We start from the raw sequence: 15,742 nt of genomic DNA, 5'->3' as shown, positions 1-15,742 counted from the left end.
TTTAGGCAAAGAGAATGTCGGCAGCCGTTTCGGGCGTGACTAGCTCGGCGATGGAGCGAAATTTGATTTGTCGATCCGATACGACGGCGGCCACAGCGTAGTGCTCGGCCAGGTAGCTGAAGAACTCGCGAGATTTGGTCCGTCCGTAGACATGGGCGTTGAATTCGATGCAAAGCGGGATAGCGCGTTCTATGACGGGCGACATTCCGGCCACGGCTTCAGCCTCAAACCCCTCTACATCGATCCACACCAACCCGAGATCAGATGGGTCAAGTTGCCGGTCGCGCAAAACGGATTCAATGGTCACGACCTTCACGGGAACCGACTTACCGCCGTTCGGCGCATTCGTGACTTTGTGGCCGCCGCTGTTGGTCGCGTGCCCGTTCAAATAGAGCGTCCCCATCTCAGCGCCGGCAGCGGCCCGCACAATGTCAACGCGATCCTCGTATCCATTCAGGAGAGCGTTCATCTGCAAAGTTCGAGCGTTCGCGGCATCAGGCTCGATGGCTATCGCGCGTGAAAACAAGCCCGAGGCCAGGGCGTAAATGGTCTGTGTCCCGATGTTGGCGCCTACGTCAAGAAATGTCTTTGCATCTGTTAGCCGGCCGCCCTCCCTGAGTGCCGCCAAGATGCTTTCGAACTGCGGACGGTGCCAACTGCCGAGTTCCAGAATGGCCTTCCCAATCGGATCATCGTTCGGGTCAAAAACCATTCGGTGATCGCCGAAGTCTTGCACGAGCATCGGGTATTGTTTCGACACCTCTCGCTGAACAGCCCACATATTGGATGCCGGACGGACTAACACTGCGTCCCGCACGCGGCGTATCGATCGCTCAATGCGCCTAAACGGATCAAAAGGAAGCATTTCTGGTTATTCCGCCGTCTGACTTTGAGCTGGCATCGATAGTCCCAGAGCCGCGCTCCTGCAATAGCTCCGCCCCTCGCAGGGCGTGCTTGAATTGTTAACCGATTGGGGGCATCGTGCACAGCGGAGCGTGACAACTCCCGCTGATGGCCTTTGCCGGGCCTAGGCAACCAGAGCGTTGGGCGAGGCGATCCTTGCCGGGATCAAGTTCGACCAACGAAAAGAACGTGCCGATTTGCCGTCGGCGCGAACCGGCACACTATGCCGGGAGAGCGGCGGCAATACAAGACCCGAAAGGGGAAGGCCGTCGCGCATGGTCTCTGGCCATGTTGTCACACTCCCGGCGCCAGTGCTGCCCGCTGGCAACCGGCCGTGACAAGCCGGCAAATCCAGAGAACCACCATGACCTATGCAGCAATCGTGCTGTTGCTCCTGGCAGCAGCCTTACGCACGCGCCTTGGGCGCCTTCACCTCGCAATAAGACTGCTCCGCCTCTCCAATGCCCTCCACAGGGCTGGAAACAACATCATAGAGCACGTCGAGCGGGAGAAGCAGCAATGAACGCGCACGTCTCGACACTGAGGCCCTTCGCCTGTCCGAAGGGGATGGATGCTCGCACATGGCGGCAGGCCATCGAAAAGGAACTCAACGCCCTGTTCGACAAGGCCACAGCTCTCATCACCGCGCTCGACGTGATGGAGGCCGATTCCGAAGATCTGGAGGACGGCGCCGACGCCGAGCCATGGCTTGGCTGGGGAGAGCGTGGGCCGCGCGGCACCGTCGCTTGGCAGGGCGATAAGCGCGGCAGCATGGACGATGATCGGGAGCTAGAGGACGAGCACGGCGGGGACATTATCGACGAGCCACAGGGCGATGACGAGCGAGAGTTTGATCCCGCTGATTACGACTGCCCCGGCCTCATCGAGGGAGGGCAAGGTCTATGAAACCTCTTGGCGCCGTTTCTGGAGTTGCCAAGTTGGCGACACCAGCGCCAGCCGGCAATGAGATGATCGTGATCCCGTTCCACCATTGGTATCGGAACTGCTTCGGCATGATCCCGATCCGGGTAGACGATGATGGGTTCATTCTCGTCTCGCCGTCTTGCTACGACTCCAGGCATTACCCGCCCGGTTCCTGCATTCAGTAGTGGCCGGGCTTTTGCATCGCGAACCTGTGATGCGCGCCACACACTGGACGGTGTTAAGCTAGGCTCCTCCAGAGCATCCCCGTAGATCTTGGCCCGGCGGCTTAGGCTTCCGGGCCTTTTCATTTTTCCGGACATAGTGCGGACACGAAATTCTGCGGACACAGAAACCCGCCCTCACCTTTCGCAAACCCTTGATTTTATGATGTTTTTGGTGAGCGCGATGGGATTCGAACCCATGACCTACTGATTAAAAGTCAGTTGCTCTACCGGCTGAGCTACGCGCTCCCGCGGGCTCATAAACGCCGCCCTCGAAATTGCGCGGAACATAGGGAGAGTGCCGCGGCCGGTCAACCGGAAAAAAAAAGGTCTGCGGCCAGAGTTTTTCGAGGCTTTTGGCGGATTGGCGGGCGGTGGCGCGGCGTGCGTTTGCCTGGACCACCGCCTGCTCTCATTTGCCTGGATATTTCAGAACTCCCTTAAATAACAATGGGTTGAGATTAAAATGGGAACCGGCGCATTCATTTCCCGTTGCTCCGCTACAGGGACGTCAACCACCCTTTCAAGGAGAAGACCAATGAAAAACATCGTCTCGGGCTTGCTTGCCGCCACCTTGTCGGTTTCGTTCGCCGCGGCTGCGGCGGTGCCCGCCAATGCCGCTCAGCTGTTCGTCCCACAGGCTTCGCCGGCCTCGTCCGACGTCCAGACGGTCGCGGAGCGCGACTTCCGCTGGCGGCATAACCATTGGCGCGGCGGTCAGCGTTTCTCGCGCAATGACGGCATGTATTGGAATGGCCATCGCGGCTATCGCGAATACCGCCATGGCTATCGGCGTCATGGCGACTATTGGTTCCCGCTGGCCGCCTTCGCCACCGGCGCGCTGATCACCGGCGCTATCGTCAACAGCGAGAACAACCGCGTCTATCGCGGCGATGCGCATGTGCGGTGGTGCTACGACCACTACCGCTCGTATCGCGCCTCGGACAACACCTTCCAGCCCAACAACGGCCCGCGTCAGCAGTGCAGATCGCCCTACTGACGGCCTCCGGTCAAAGCAATTCCAGGAAAAGCGCGTAGCGGTTTTCCGTCCGGAATTGCGGAAAGCACCTATTTTGGTCGTTGACCGAGCCCGCGCCTCGAGAGGCACGGGCTCTCTCGCTATGTCTCGCGGCGAAGGACTGTGTCAGTTCGCCCATCGTATGTTCTTGAAGACCAGATAGAGAGCGCCGCCCTCACCCCGCGAGGAGCGATAAGCTCCAAGCGCGTTGCAAACGCGAACCATCGCTGCCGTCAGTTCCCAACCGAGCGCATCCAAATCGCCGCTCGTATCGTCTACGTAGGCCTGGGCCAGGTCGTCCACGCCCTTTTTCACCCCGAACGTCCGCACCAGTTCCGCGTCGCCGACAAGATCGCCCGGTAAGTTCGAATTGGCCCAAGCCCAGAGCCAATTGCCCGCTTTGGCACTGGTAGAGCCCGCAATCTGGATTTCCGAGATAACCTTGGCGCCCGCTTTGTCGGAGAAAATCAGCTTTCCGGCCGCCAGGTCGTAGTTGTAGCGCATCCAGTGGCCGAGGCGGAAATCCTGCTCCAGGGCGTGCGTTCTTGGCGGCGAGCTGTTCAAAGGCCTCATCGCGCCAAGCAGCATACCAATCCGGTTGCATTCTTCCCCGGTCCAGTGATCGTTACTGCGTACTCAGCGTCCTGCGCACCGCATCGCGCCAGCCAGCGAGCTTCGCCGAGCGCGTTGCTGCATCCATCTCAGGCTTGAAGCGCCGTTCGAGCGCCCAGCTCTTGGCGAAATCCTTTGCTTTTGGCCAGACGCCAGCCTTCGATCCGGCAAGCCAGGCCGCCCCCAACGCGGTCGTCTCCAGGATGGTCGGGCGGTCGACCGGCGCGTCGAGGATGTCTGCTAGCCGCTGCATCGTCCAGTCGGAAGCGACCATGCCGCCGTCGACGCGAAGCACCGTCTTGGCGGAAGCGCCCTTCCAGTCCTTGCGCATCGCGTCGAGCAGGTCACGCGTCTGGAAGGCGACCGATTCGAGTGCCGCGCGCGCGAACTCGGCCGGGCCTGAGTTGCGGGTCAGGCCGAAGATCGCGCCGCGCGCCTCCGCGTCCCAATGCGGCGCGCCGAGACCGACAAAGGCCGGCACCAGATAGACCTGCTGCGCCGGGTCGGCGCTCGCCGCCAGGGCGCCGCTCTGCTCGGCCTTGCCGATCACCTTGATGCCGTCGCGCAGCCACTGCACGGCGGCGCCCGCAATGAAGATCGAGCCTTCCAGCGCGTAGGTGGTCTTGCCATTAAGCCGATGGGCGATGGTGGTGAGCAGCCGGTTCTTAGACCTCACCAGGTCGGCGCCGGTGTTGAGCAATGCGAAGCAGCCTGTACCATAGGTCGATTTCATCATACCCGGCTCGAAACAGGCCTGGCCGATGGTCGCCGCGTGCTGGTCGCCGGCGACGCCGAGTATTTTCATCTCGGCGCCAAACAGGCTCTTTTCGGTGACGCCGAAATCGTCGGCGCAGTCCTTCACCTCAGGCAGGATCGCGGCCGGTATGTTCAGGATCGAGAGCAGCTCCTCATCCCAGACATTCTTCTCGATGTTGTAGACCAATGTGCGCGAGGCGTTTGTCGCGTCGGTTGCGTGCACCTTGCCGCCGGTCAGCCGCCAGATCAGGAAACTGTCGATCGTGCCGGCAAGCAACTCGCCTCTCTCGGCGCGCTTGCGCGCGCCTTTCACCTTGTCCAGCATCCAGGCGATCTTGGTGCCGGAGAAATAGGGATCGAGCAGCAGGCCGGTCTTGCGGGTGAATTTCTTTTCCAACCCCTGCTTCTTCAGCTTCTGGCAGAGCGGCCCCGTGCGGCGGTCCTGCCAGACGATCGCATTGTGGATCGGCTTGCCGGTCGCTTTGTCCCAGATCACGACCGTCTCGCGCTGATTGGTGATGCCGATGGCGGCCACATCCGATGCCGTGCGGCCTGCCGATTTCAGCGCCGCCTTCACCGTTGCGACGACGCTCGTCCAGATGTCTTCCGAATCATGCTCGACCCAGCCGGAGGCCGGATAATGCTGCGCGAATTCCTGCTGACCGGCGCCGGCTACTTTCATCTTGTCGTCGAACAGGATCGCCCGGGTCGAGGTCGTTCCCTGGTCGATCGCCAGCACAAAACCGCTCATTTGGCTTCCTCCGCCTTGATACAAACAGGGGAGACGGCAATGCGCCGCCTCCCCCTATTTCACACGGGCGCGAACGCCCGCATCGACAGCCCTACTTCTGCCAGCTCTTCACCAGCTCGTCGTAGTTGATGGTGATCGGCTTGTCCTTCTCGTTCTCGACCTTGAGCTGCGGCGCAAGGTTGCCCTTCGAGACGGCGTCCTTGTTCCAGTATTCGAGATCGTGCTCTTCGGCCATCTTCGGTCCGATGTCGCCCTGGACGCCCGATTTCTCGAGGCGAGAGAGCACCTTCTCCTGGTCTGCGCAGAGCGAGTCCATCGCTTCCTGCGGGGTCTTCGCACCGGACGACGCATCGCCGATGTTCTGCCACCAGAGCTGCGCCAGCTTCGGATAGTCCGGGACGTTGGTGCCGGTCGGGGTCCACTGCACGCGCGCCGGCGAGCGGTAGAACTCGATCAGGCCGCCGAGCTTCGGCGCCCGTTCGGTGAAGCTCTTGTCGTGGATGGTGGAGTCGCGGATGAAGGTCAGACCGACCTGGCTCTTCTTCACGTCGACCGTCTTCGAGACGACGAACTGCGCATAGAGCCAGGCGGCCTTGGCGCGGTCGGTCGGGGTCGACTTCAGCAGCGTCCACGAACCGGCGTCCTGGTAGCCGAGCTTCATTCCGTCCTTCCAGTAGACACCGTGCGGCGACGGCGCGACGCGCCATTTCGGCGTGCCGTCGTCGTTCACGACCGGCAGGCCGGGCTTGGCCATGTCGGCGGTGAAGGCGGTGTACCAGAAGATCTGCTGGGCGATGTTGCCCTGCGAGGGAACCGGACCCGATTCGGAGAAGGTCATGCCCTGCGCTTCCGGCGGTGCATAGGCCTTCAGCCAATCCAGATACTTCTGGATGGCATAGACAGAGGCCGGAGCGTTGGTGTCGCCGCCGCGCGCGGAGCACGAACCGACGGGACGCGAATTCTCGTCGACCTTGATGCCCCATTCGTCGACCGGCTTGCCGTTCGGGATGCCCTTGTCGCCATTGCCGGCCATCGACAGCCACGCATCGGTGAAGCGCCAGCCGAGCGACGGGTCCTTCTTGCCGTAGTCCATGTGGCCGAAGACCTTTTTGCCGTCGATCTCGCGGCCGGTGAAGAACTGGGCGATGTCCTCATAGGCCGACCAGTTGACCGGCACGCCGAGGTCGTAGCCATACTTGGCCTTGAAGTCCGCCTTGTTCTTCTCGTCGTTGAACCAGTCGTAGCGGAACCAGTAGAGGTTGGCGAACTGCTGGTCGGGCAGCTGGTAGAGCTTGCCGTCCGGCGCGGTGGTGAAGGATTTGCCGATGAAGTCGTCGACGTCGAGCATCGGATCTGTGACGTCCTTGCCCTCGCCGGCCATCCAGTCGGTCAGGTTGCGCGCCTGCTGATAACGCCAGTGCGTGCCGATCAGGTCGGAGTCGTTGACCCAGCCGTCATAGAGGTTCTGGCCGGTCTGCATCTGGGTCTGGATCTTCTCGACGACGTCGCCCTCCTGGATGACATCATGCGTGACCTTGATGCCGGTGATGGCGGTGAAGGCCGGCGCCAGCGTCTGCGACTCGTACTGGTGCGTTGTCAGGGTTTCCGACACGACCTTGATTTCCATGCCGGCGAACGGCTTGGCGGCGTCGACGAACCACTGCATTTCCTTTTCCTGGTCGGCGCGTGAAAGCGTCGACAATGGACCTATCTCCTTGTCCAGAAAGGCTTTTGCCTCGTCCATCCCGGCGTAGGCGTGGCCGGCGCCGAGCAATAGGACAAGGGCGGTTGTTGATGTTAGAAATTGCCGTCGCATGTGTCTCCTCCAGTCTTAGGTTGCAAGTGCGATCCGGTGCGGCCGCCAGCACGCGGCCGCTCCGGCTTTTCCCCCTCTATACGTATCGGAACACGCCAATGGCGTAGATCACGGAGAGAGCGAGAGCCCACCACAGGTTGGGTCCAACCAGACCCAGCCAAGCGAGATGGATGAAGGCGCTGCCGAGCAGCGAAACGAAGAGGCGGTCGCCGCGCGTCGTCTCGAAGCGCAGTACGCCGACGCGCGGATTGCCGCCGGGCGAGACATATTCCCACACGCCCATGCCGAACAGCATCAGCACGATGATGATGAAGAAGGCCGCCGTCGGCCAGGTCCACGCCATCCAGGAGAAGTCGAGATTCATGGATCACACCCTCCCCAGGGCGAAGCCCTTGGCGATGTAGTTACGGACGAACCAGATGACCAAAGCGCCGGGGATCAGCGTCAGCACGCCGGCGGCGGCGAGCAGGCCCCAGTCCATGCCGGCGGCCGAGACGGTGCGCGTCATAGTGGCGGCGATCGGCTTGGCGTCGGTCGTGGTCAGCGTGCGCGCGATCAGCAGTTCCACCCAAGAGAACATGAAGCAGAAGAAGCAGGCGACGCCGATGCCGCTCGCGATCAGCGGCATGAAGATCTTCACGAAGAAGCGCGGGAAGGAATAGCCGTCGATATAGGCGGTCTCGTCGATCTCCTTCGGCACGCCCGACATGAAGCCTTCGAGGATCCACACCGCCAGCGGCACGTTGAACAGACAGTGCGCCAGCGCCACCGCGATATGCGTGTCGATGAGCCCGAAGGCGGAATAGAGCTGGAAGAACGGCAGCGCGAACACCGCCGGCGGCGCCATGCGGTTGGTCAGCAGCCAGAAGAACAGGTGCTTGTCGCCGAGGAAGCGGTAGCGCGAGAAGGCGTAGGCCGCCGGCAGCGCCACGGTCACCGAGATCACCATGTTCATAACCACATAGGTGATTGAATTGATGTAGCCCGAATACCAGGACGCATCGGTGAAGATGATTTTGTAGTTGCGCAGCGTCGGCTCGTGCGGAAACAGCGTCAGCGAGGACACGATCTCCTGGTTGGTCTTGAAGCTCATATTGATGAGCCAGTAAATCGGTAAGAGAAGCACGATGATGTAGATCGTCGGCACGATCCACCACCAGCGCGATTCCTCGCCGCGGCGGCGCATCAGCTTCGCCACCTCGTCCTGAGATAGCGCACTGCCCACTTCGGTGACCGCCGCTTCGCTCACGCGTGTCGTCTCGTTGGCGCCCGCCATCTCAGCGCTCCGCGTCGTAGTTGGTCATCACGGTGTAGAACACCCATGACAACAACAGGATGATCAGGAAGTAGACCAGCGACATCGCCGCCGCCGGTCCGAGGTCGAACTGGCCGAGCGCCGTCTTGACGAGGTCGATCGACAGGAAGGTCGTCGAATTGCCGGGACCGCCGCCGGTGACGACGAAGGGCTCGGTGTAGATCATGAACGAGTCCATGAAGCGTAGCAGCACGGCGATCAGCAGCACGCGCTGCATCTTCGGCAGTTGGATGTAGCGGAACACCGCCCAGCGCGACGCGCCGTCGATCTTGGCCGCCTGGTAGAAGGCGTCGGGAATGGAAACCAGGCCGGCATAGCAAAGCAGCACGACCAGGCTGGTCCAGTGCCAGACATCCATGATGATGACGGTGACCCAGGCATCGAACGGGTCCTGGACGTAGTTGTAGTCGATGCCGAGCGCGTTGACGTAGTAGCCGAGCAGGCCGATGTCGTTGCGGCCGAAGACCTGCCAGATGGTGCCGACAACGTTCCACGGAACCAGCAGCGGCAGCGCCATCAGCACCAGGCAGACCGGCACGCCCCAGCCCTTCTTAGGCATGTTGAGCGCAATGAAGATGCCGAGTGGCACTTCGATCGCCAGGATGATGAAGGAGAAGATCAGGTTGCGCACCATCGCTTCCCAGAAGCGATTGGAGTGCAGCAGGTCCTCGAACCATTCGGTGCCGGCCCAGAAGAAGACGTTGTTGCCGAACGTATCCTGCACCGAATAATTGACGACGGTCATCAGCGGGATGACGGCCGAAAACGCCACCAGCACCAGCACCGGCAGGACAAGGAACCAGGCCTTGTTGTTCCAGGTCTTGTCCATCTAGGCCCCCATCTCGACGCGCCAGGAATCGGCATAGATGTTGATGCCGGCAGGATCGAAGCGGACTTTCGGGTCGGCCGGAACCTCGTCGTCCTCGCCGATGACGGCCGCGATCTCCTTGCCTTCGAGGTTGGCGCGAACGACCTTGTGGCGCCCGACATCCTCGACCTTGCTCACCTGCACCGCCATGCCTTCACGGCCGAGCCCCACATATTCGGGACGGATGCCGAGTTCGACGGCGCCGTTGTCGGCCTTGGGCACGCCGGGCAGCTCGATACGCTGCGCGCCGAGCTTTGCCGTCCGGCCCTCGAGCGCAACCGGCAGCACGTTCATGCCCGGCGAGCCGATGAAATAGCCGACGAAAGTGTGGCGCGGGCGCTCGAAGAGCTCCGCCGGCGTGCCGATCTGGACGATCTCTCCGTCATACATGACCACGACGCGGTCGGCGAAGGTCAGCGCCTCGGTCTGGTCGTGCGTGACATAGACCATGGTGTAGCCGAAGCGGCGATGCAGCTGCTTCAACTGCGAGCGCAGCACCCATTTCATATGCGGATCGATGACGGTGAGCGGCTCGTCGAACAGGATGGCATTGACGTCGGAGCGCACCAGGCCGCGTCCAAGCGAGATCTTCTGCTTCTGGTCGGCGGTGAGGCCGCGCGCCTTCTTCTTCGCCAGCGAGGTGAGATCGATCATGTCGAGCGTCTCGCGGACCTTGCGGTCGACGTCCGTCTCCGGCACGCGGCGATTGCGCAGCGGGAAGGCCAGATTGTCGTAGACGGTCATGGTGTCGTAGATGACCGGGAACTGGAACACCTGCGCGATGTTGCGCTCCTGCGTCGACAGCTTGGTCACATCGCGGCCATTGAACAAAAGCTGGCCGTGCGAGGGATGCAGTAGTCCCGAGATGATGTTGAGCAAGGTCGTCTTGCCGCAACCGGACGGTCCGAGCAGCGCATAGGCGCCGCCATCCTCGAAGGTGTGGTGCACCTCCTTCAGCGCGAAATCGGAATCCTTCTGCGGGTTGGGCAGGTAGGAGTGGCGGATGTGATTGACCTCGATGCGCGCCATCTGATGCTCCTCAAGCCGCCAGCTTCGATGCCGTCACGGCGCGGCCGTTCTGGTCGAAAACCATGATGTGGCGTGGGTCTATGAACACCTCGATCTCGTCATCGACCTCGAAGTCGAGGATGCCATGCGCGAGCATCACCCAGCGCGCATCGGCGAAGTCGAGATGGACGAAACTTTCCGAGCCGGTGATCTCGGTGATGGTGACTTTCGCCCTGACCGGTACGGCGCTCGCGTTCGGCCGCTCCAGCGACAGATGATGCGGCTGGAAGCCGATCGTGTAGCTCGCGTCCGCAATGCCGGCGAGCTCGGGCGGCACCGGCAGCTTCACGCCGCCTTCGAGCAGGAAGTCCGATCCTTTCTTGGACAGCACGATGGTGTTGAGAGGCGGATCGGCAAACGTCCTTGCCGTCACCAGGTCGACCGGCTTGCGGAACACCTCGACGGTCGGCCCGAACTGGGTGACGCGGCCCTCCGAAAGTGTCGCCGTGTTGCCGCTCAGCAGCAGCGCTTCATGCGGTTCGGTGGTGGCATAGACGAAGATGGTGCCGGCAGCGGCAAAGATCTTCGGCAATTCGGCGCGCAATTCCTCGCGCAGCTTGTAGTCGAGATTGGCCAAAGGCTCGTCGAGCAGCACAAGGCTGGCATTCTTGACGATGGCGCGGGCAAGCGCCGTGCGCTGCTGCTGGCCGCCCGAGAGGTTGAGCGGCGTGCGGTCGAGATAGGGCGTCAGCTTCAAAAGCGCCGCCGCGTTGCGCACTTCCTTGTCGATCCTGGCCTGCTCGACGCCTGCCACGCGAAGCGGCGAGGCGATGTTTTCGTAGACGGTCATCGCCGGGTAGTTGATGAACTGCTGGTAGACCATGGCGACGTTGCGCTTCTGCACCGGCTGCCCGGTCACGTCCTTGCCGTCGAACCAGACCGAGCCGGAAGTCGGCGCATCGAGGCCGGCCATCAGCCGCATCAGGCTGGTCTTGCCGGAAAGCGTCGGCCCCAGCAGGACGTTCAGCGAACCGTGCTGAAGCGTCAGCGACACGTCGCGGATTTGCTCCTGCGCGCCGACCGTCTTCGTCACATTCCTCAGTTCCAGCATCACGCCTCCTCCCAGGCCTTGCGCATCAGCGGCCGATCCTCATTCCGCCGCCGCGACGTGACGGTTTCCCAGTCCGCGCATGAATTCCTCCAGCGCCGCCGCCTGCTCGCGGCTCAAATGCAGGCCGCGCTTGGTGCGGCGCCACAACACGTCCTCGGCGGTGACCGCCCATTCGTTCTCGACGAGATAGCGGACTTCCGCCTCGAAAAGATCGGCGCCGAAGTTGCGGCCGAGATCGGCATTCGACTTGGCGAGCCCGAGCAGCTTTTGCGCGCGCGTGCCGTAAAGCCGGGTGAGGCGGCGCGCCAGCCGCTGGTCGAGGAACGGATAGGTGTTCTTCAGCCTGGCGACCTGGGCATCGAAACCCGTCGCGGGAAAATCGCCGCCCGGCAGCGGTGCGTCATGTGTCCACGGCTTGCCGCGCTTGCCGAGGAACCCTTCGATCTTCTCCAGCATCGATTCCGCCAGCCGGCGGAAGGTCGTGATCTTACCGCCGAAGGCGTTGACCAACGGGGCCGCGCCCTCCCCGCCCTCGGCCTTCAGCACATAGTCGCGCGTCGCCTCCTGCGCCTTGGAGGCGCCGTCGTCATAGAGCGGGCGCACCGCCGAATAGGTCCAGACGATGTCGGAGCGCTTCACGGGCTGCGCGAAATACTCGCTTGCCGCGGCGCACAAATAATCGATCTCGGTATCGGAGATCTTCACCTCATGCGGATCGCCGGGATAATCGCGATCGGTGGTGCCGATCAGCGTGAACTCTTCCTCGTAGGGAATGGCGAAGATGATGCGGCCATCCTTGTTCTGGAAGAAATAGGCACGCGGATCGTCGAACTTCTTGGCTATCACGATGTGGCTGCCCTGCACGAGGCGGACATTGTGGACTTCGTTCTGGCCGACGGCGGTCTGCAGCACGTGATCGACCCAAGGCCCGGCTGCGTTGACCAGAAGCCGGGCGCGAACCTCTTCGGTTTCACCGGTGAGCACGTTCTGCAGCTTGACGGTCCAGATCGAACCGTCGCGCCGCGCGCTGACGACCTTGGTGCGGGTGCGGATAATGGCGCCGCGGTCGGCGGCATCGCGGGCGTTCAACGCCACGAGGCGCGCGTCGTTCACCCAACCATCGGAATATTCGAAAGCCTTCTGAAACAATGGCTTCAGCGGCTTGCCGGCGGGGTCGTTGCCCATGTCCAGCGTCTTCGTCGCCGGCAGCAGCTTGCGCCCGCCGATATGGTCGTAGAGGAACAGCCCAAGCCGGATCAGCCAGGCGGGCCTGAGGCCCTTGGCGTAAGGCAAAACGAAGCGCATCGGCCAGATGATGTGCGGCGCGTTCTTCCATAGAACCTCGCGCTCCATCAGCGCTTCGCGCACCAGGCGGAACTCGTAGAATTCGAGATAGCGCAGGCCGCCATGGATGAGCTTGGTCGAGCCAGACGAGGTTCCGCTGGCGAGATCGTTCATCTCTGCCAAGAAGACCGAAAATCCGCGACCAACGGCGTCGCGGGCTATGCCGCAGCCATTGATGCCGCCGCCGATGACGAAGATGTCATGGATCGGAGATGCGTCCAAAGTTTCCTCCAACGATTTCGCATTGCACCATTTTTGTGTTTTACGAAACCGTGACGGAATTATTTCGAACTCAAAGCGAATGTCAAACGAAATATCGAAGCTGTGTGAAACAGCCGTGATTTGGGCCTATTCGAGCGACGTCTCGATCAGCCGAACCTCGGTCTCCTCGCAAATCCGGCGGATCGACGGGATTTCGCAACGATCGGTGATGAAGGTGTTCACCTGCGAAAGATGTCCGATCCGAACCGGCGCGGTGCGCTCGAACTTGGTCCGGTCGGAGACCAGAATGACGTGACGGGCATTGGCGATAATGGCCTGGGCGACCTTCACCTCGCGAAAATCGAAGTCGAGCAGCGCGCCGTCATGGTCTATCGCCGAGGCGCCGATCACCGCGTAATCGACCTTGAACTGGCGGATGAAATCGACGGCCGCTTCACCGACGATGCCGCCGTCGGAGCCGCGCACGACGCCACCGGCGATCACCACCTCTATCGAAGGATAGATGCGCATCCTATTGGCAACATTGATGTTATTGGTAATGACCATAAGCCCGTTATGGTCGAGCAGCGACTTGCTGACGGCCTCGGTGGTGGTGCCGATATTGATGAACAGCGAGGCATTGTCCGGGATCAGCCGCGCCGCCGCGCCGCCGATCGCCTCCTTTTCGTCGGCGGCAATCTTGCGTCGCGCCTCATACTCCATGTTCTCGATGCCGGACGGAAACAGCGCGCCACCATGGATGCGGGTGAGCAGGCGCTGATCGCATAGATCGTTGAGGTCCTTGCGGATAGTCTGCGGCGTTACATTGAAATGCGTGGCCAGGTCATCGACAAGAACCCGGCCGTGGTCTTTCGCCATCTGGATGATTTCTGCATGGCGCGGCGAAAGAAACATCGCGCGTTCTCCCGTTTTCGTTTTTCTCGTCTATACCGAAAAACGAAAGCGTAGAAAAGGCAAGCGGCCGGCTAATGAATTCGAGGACGAGCGCAAGCAAAACGCCACTGGTATCGGGTATCAGACGCGCTGCGCCACCTTGCGTTCGACCGAAACGGCCTTGCCCGGTGCGCGGATCATCAGGAACTTGCCGGACCAGTTCCCGCGGATGCGCCAAATGCCTTCGATCTCAGTGGCATCGCCATTCAGGCGGCCGCTGTAGTCGATCGGGTGCGCGTTCGATCCGGCATTGGTGTAGGTCTTGACGAAAGCGACCGCGCTGCCGTCGCGTCGTCCCTCCAAGGTGCATAGCGCAAGGCGCTGGTGGCCAGACCGGCCGGTTCGTGCGTCGTTCCCGTCAAGCCGGATGTCGTCTCGAACAGTGTCGCGACGAAGGAGACCGGCGCCAGTTCGCGCGGATAGAAATAGCGGCCGTTCCAGACACCGGTCAGGTTTTGCGCTGTCTCTTCGCGGGCAGTCACGATCTTCTCCCCCGGCCGCGTTTCGGCAGCTATCTCAGGATGCGAGCGATCTTGCACATTCGCGGATGACATTGAAGGCCGCATCGACATCCGCGGCCGTCGATTCGAACTGGCCCGCCTGGAAACGGATGGCGACCCGCCCGTCGACCCGCGTCTGCGTGAGATAGATCCGGCCATCGGTGTTGATCGCGTCGACCAGGCGCAGATTGTGCTCGTCCGGATCAGTGCCCGACGGCGCCCGGTGCCGGAACGAAAACAGCGACAGCATCGGCTCGCTGACGAGCTCGAAATCCGCTTCCTTGCCGAGCCGCACGGCGAGTCCCTCGCTCCAGGCGACGTGGTTGCGGATCATATTGCGCAGGCCTTCGAGGCCATGGGCGCGCACCAGGAACCAGAGTTTCAGCGCGCGGAAGCGGCGGCCGAGCGGCACCGACCATTCGGAATAGTTGATGATGCCGTCATGGCCGCGCGTCTTCAGATAATCCGGCTTGATGGCCAGCGTGCGCACCAGGTCTTCCGGCTGGCGCACGAACTGGATGGAACAGTCGAATTGCGCGCCCAGCCACTTATGTGGGTTGAAGACGATGGAATCGGCGCCTTCGACTCCGGCCCAGAAATGCCGGTATTCCGGGCAGATCATCGCCGATCCGGCCCAAGCGGCGTCGACATGCAGGTAAAGCCCATGCCGCTTCGCGACTGCGGCCACCGCCTCGATGTCGTCCGTTCCGCCGGTGCTGGTGCCGCCGACGCAGGCGATTATGCCGGCCGGCAGCAGGCCGGCATTGCGATCGGCGATGATCGCGGCCTCCAGCGCCGCGGTATCCATGGCGCGGAAGCGGCCGCTGACCGGGATGCGGACGAGGTTGTCCTCGCCGATGCCGGAAACCCAGATGGCGCGGTCGATCGAGGTATGGACCTGGTCTGAGGAATAGACGCGCAGCTTGCCCTGCCCGACCAGGCCCTTTTTGTTGCCCTGCCAGTCGAGCGCCCGCTCCCGCATGGTAAGCACCGCGGCAAGCGTCGCCGACGAAGCCGAATCCTGGATGACGCCGGAAAAGCCTTCCGGCAGGCCGAGCGCCTGGCGCATCCAGTCGACGATGCGCATCTCGAGTTCGGTCGCCGCCGGCGAGGTCTGCCACAGCATGCATTGCGCGGCCATCGCCGAGACCAGATATTCCGCCACGACCGAGACCGGCGCCGCATTGGCGGGGAAATAGGCGAAGAAGCGCGGATGCTGCCAATGCGTCATGCCCGGCACGATCTTGGCTTCGAAATCGGCGAAGATCTTTTCCATCGGTTCGGGCAATTCGGGTGGCGAGGCCTCGATGCTCCTGAAGATCTCGCCCGGCGCGATGGCCGGCCGCACGGGGCGGTCGCGCAGGCCAGCGCGGTAATCGACACCCCAATCGGCCGCCCGCCTCGACCAGTCGCGGAACATCTCGTTGTCCATCTATCCTC

Annotated in this window: 15 protein-coding genes and 1 tRNA gene; 2 read left to right on the top strand and 14 right to left on the bottom strand. The window is 62.1% G+C overall.

All coding sequences use genetic code 11. From position 1 onward, the window contains the following. Nucleotide 1 precedes the first annotated feature (1 nt). Complete coding sequence (locus EN869_RS13890; RefSeq protein ID WP_127226264.1) at nucleotides 2-865, bottom strand: FkbM family methyltransferase; 864 nt, start codon at nucleotides 863-865, stop codon at nucleotides 2-4. Nucleotides 866-1,422: 557 nt separating this feature from the next. Between EN869_RS13890 and EN869_RS13885 the strand changes: the two genes are divergently transcribed. After that, entirely contained in the window at nucleotides 1,423-1,809 is a 387-nt protein-coding gene (locus EN869_RS13885; RefSeq protein ID WP_127226263.1) for a hypothetical protein, read from the top strand. 412 nt (nucleotides 1,810-2,221) lie between these two features. Here the strand turns inward: EN869_RS13885 and EN869_RS13880 are convergent. After that, nucleotides 2,222-2,297, bottom strand: a tRNA-Lys gene (locus EN869_RS13880). A gap of 289 nt (nucleotides 2,298-2,586) precedes the next feature. Between EN869_RS13880 and EN869_RS13875 the strand changes: the two genes are divergently transcribed. Continuing rightward, the gene (locus EN869_RS13875; RefSeq protein WP_127226261.1) at nucleotides 2,587-3,048 is read left to right on the top strand and encodes a BA14K family protein; all 462 of its coding nucleotides are present in this window, start codon (nucleotides 2,587-2,589) and stop codon (nucleotides 3,046-3,048) included. A 144-nt stretch (nucleotides 3,049-3,192) separates the two neighbouring features. On the opposite strand, the gene EN869_RS13870 is transcribed toward EN869_RS13875, so the two are convergent. From EN869_RS13870 to EN869_RS13815, 12 genes are all read right to left on the bottom strand, one after another. Next, on the bottom strand, nucleotides 3,193-3,630 hold the full coding sequence (locus EN869_RS13870) for a DUF6882 domain-containing protein (RefSeq protein WP_245512351.1): 438 nt from the start codon (nucleotides 3,628-3,630) through the stop codon (nucleotides 3,193-3,195). 61 nt (nucleotides 3,631-3,691) lie between these two features. Then, the gene (glpK, locus tag EN869_RS13865) at nucleotides 3,692-5,185 is read right to left on the bottom strand and encodes a glycerol kinase GlpK (RefSeq protein WP_127226259.1); all 1,494 of its coding nucleotides are present in this window, start codon (nucleotides 5,183-5,185) and stop codon (nucleotides 3,692-3,694) included. 91 nt (nucleotides 5,186-5,276) lie between these two features. After that, entirely contained in the window at nucleotides 5,277-7,001 is a 1,725-nt protein-coding gene (locus EN869_RS13860) for an ABC transporter substrate-binding protein (RefSeq protein WP_127226257.1), read from the bottom strand. 76 nt (nucleotides 7,002-7,077) lie between these two features. Beyond that, nucleotides 7,078-7,365 (bottom strand): DUF2160 domain-containing protein, encoded by a 288-nt coding sequence (locus tag EN869_RS13855; protein WP_127226255.1) that lies wholly within the window; start codon nucleotides 7,363-7,365, stop codon nucleotides 7,078-7,080. 3 nt (nucleotides 7,366-7,368) lie between these two features. After that, entirely contained in the window at nucleotides 7,369-8,277 is a 909-nt protein-coding gene (locus EN869_RS13850) for a carbohydrate ABC transporter permease (protein ID WP_127226253.1), read from the bottom strand. A gap of 1 nt (nucleotide 8,278) precedes the next feature. Then, the gene (locus tag EN869_RS13845) at nucleotides 8,279-9,145 is read right to left on the bottom strand and encodes a sugar ABC transporter permease (protein ID WP_127226251.1); all 867 of its coding nucleotides are present in this window, start codon (nucleotides 9,143-9,145) and stop codon (nucleotides 8,279-8,281) included. Then, on the bottom strand, nucleotides 9,146-10,213 hold the full coding sequence (locus tag EN869_RS13840; RefSeq protein WP_127226249.1) for an ABC transporter ATP-binding protein: 1,068 nt from the start codon (nucleotides 10,211-10,213) through the stop codon (nucleotides 9,146-9,148). A 10-nt stretch (nucleotides 10,214-10,223) separates the two neighbouring features. Then, nucleotides 10,224-11,303, bottom strand: coding sequence for an ABC transporter ATP-binding protein (locus tag EN869_RS13835; RefSeq protein ID WP_127226247.1), 1,080 nt, complete (start codon nucleotides 11,301-11,303; stop codon nucleotides 10,224-10,226). A 39-nt stretch (nucleotides 11,304-11,342) separates the two neighbouring features. After that, nucleotides 11,343-12,869, bottom strand: coding sequence for a glycerol-3-phosphate dehydrogenase (glpD, locus tag EN869_RS13830; RefSeq protein WP_127226245.1), 1,527 nt, complete (start codon nucleotides 12,867-12,869; stop codon nucleotides 11,343-11,345). Nucleotides 12,870-12,995: 126 nt separating this feature from the next. After that, nucleotides 12,996-13,763 carry a DeoR/GlpR family DNA-binding transcription regulator gene (locus EN869_RS13825; RefSeq protein ID WP_127226243.1) on the bottom strand — a complete coding sequence of 256 codons (768 nt, stop codon included), beginning with the start codon at nucleotides 13,761-13,763 and terminating at the stop codon, nucleotides 12,996-12,998. Nucleotides 13,764-13,883: 120 nt separating this feature from the next. Beyond that, nucleotides 13,884-14,105, bottom strand: coding sequence for a hypothetical protein (locus tag EN869_RS13820; protein ID WP_127226241.1), 222 nt, complete (start codon nucleotides 14,103-14,105; stop codon nucleotides 13,884-13,886). 213 nt (nucleotides 14,106-14,318) lie between these two features. Then, entirely contained in the window at nucleotides 14,319-15,734 is a 1,416-nt protein-coding gene (locus EN869_RS13815; RefSeq protein WP_127226239.1) for a pyridoxal-dependent decarboxylase, read from the bottom strand. Nucleotides 15,735-15,742 lie beyond the last annotated feature (8 nt).

The organism is Mesorhizobium sp. M2D.F.Ca.ET.226.01.1.1 (genome assembly GCF_004022705.2).
Taxonomy (GTDB): domain Bacteria; phylum Pseudomonadota; class Alphaproteobacteria; order Rhizobiales; family Rhizobiaceae; genus Mesorhizobium.
The sequence above is the reverse complement of the archived record's forward strand: the minus strand, read 5'-3'. Positions and strand labels throughout refer to the sequence as shown.

Bases quoted from the DNA above. Each gene is read 5' to 3' on its own strand.
- EN869_RS13890 (WP_127226264.1), bottom strand. From the start codon at position 865: ATGCTTCCTTTTGATCCGTTTAGGCGCATTGAGCGATCGATACGCCGC.
- EN869_RS13885 (WP_127226263.1), top strand. From the start codon at position 1,423: ATGAACGCGCACGTCTCGACACTGAGGCCCTTCGCCTGTCCGAAGGGG.
- EN869_RS13875 (WP_127226261.1), top strand. From the start codon at position 2,587: ATGAAAAACATCGTCTCGGGCTTGCTTGCCGCCACCTTGTCGGTTTCG.
- glpK (WP_127226259.1), bottom strand. From the start codon at position 5,185: ATGAGCGGTTTTGTGCTGGCGATCGACCAGGGAACGACCTCGACCCGG.
- EN869_RS13860 (WP_127226257.1), bottom strand. From the start codon at position 7,001: ATGCGACGGCAATTTCTAACATCAACAACCGCCCTTGTCCTATTGCTC.
- EN869_RS13855 (WP_127226255.1), bottom strand. From the start codon at position 7,365: ATGAATCTCGACTTCTCCTGGATGGCGTGGACCTGGCCGACGGCGGCC.
- EN869_RS13850 (WP_127226253.1), bottom strand. From the start codon at position 8,277: ATGGCGGGCGCCAACGAGACGACACGCGTGAGCGAAGCGGCGGTCACC.
- EN869_RS13845 (WP_127226251.1), bottom strand. From the start codon at position 9,145: ATGGACAAGACCTGGAACAACAAGGCCTGGTTCCTTGTCCTGCCGGTG.
- EN869_RS13840 (WP_127226249.1), bottom strand. From the start codon at position 10,213: ATGGCGCGCATCGAGGTCAATCACATCCGCCACTCCTACCTGCCCAAC.
- EN869_RS13835 (WP_127226247.1), bottom strand. From the start codon at position 11,303: ATGCTGGAACTGAGGAATGTGACGAAGACGGTCGGCGCGCAGGAGCAA.
- EN869_RS13825 (WP_127226243.1), bottom strand. From the start codon at position 13,763: ATGTTTCTTTCGCCGCGCCATGCAGAAATCATCCAGATGGCGAAAGAC.
- EN869_RS13815 (WP_127226239.1), bottom strand. From the start codon at position 15,734: ATGGACAACGAGATGTTCCGCGACTGGTCGAGGCGGGCGGCCGATTGG.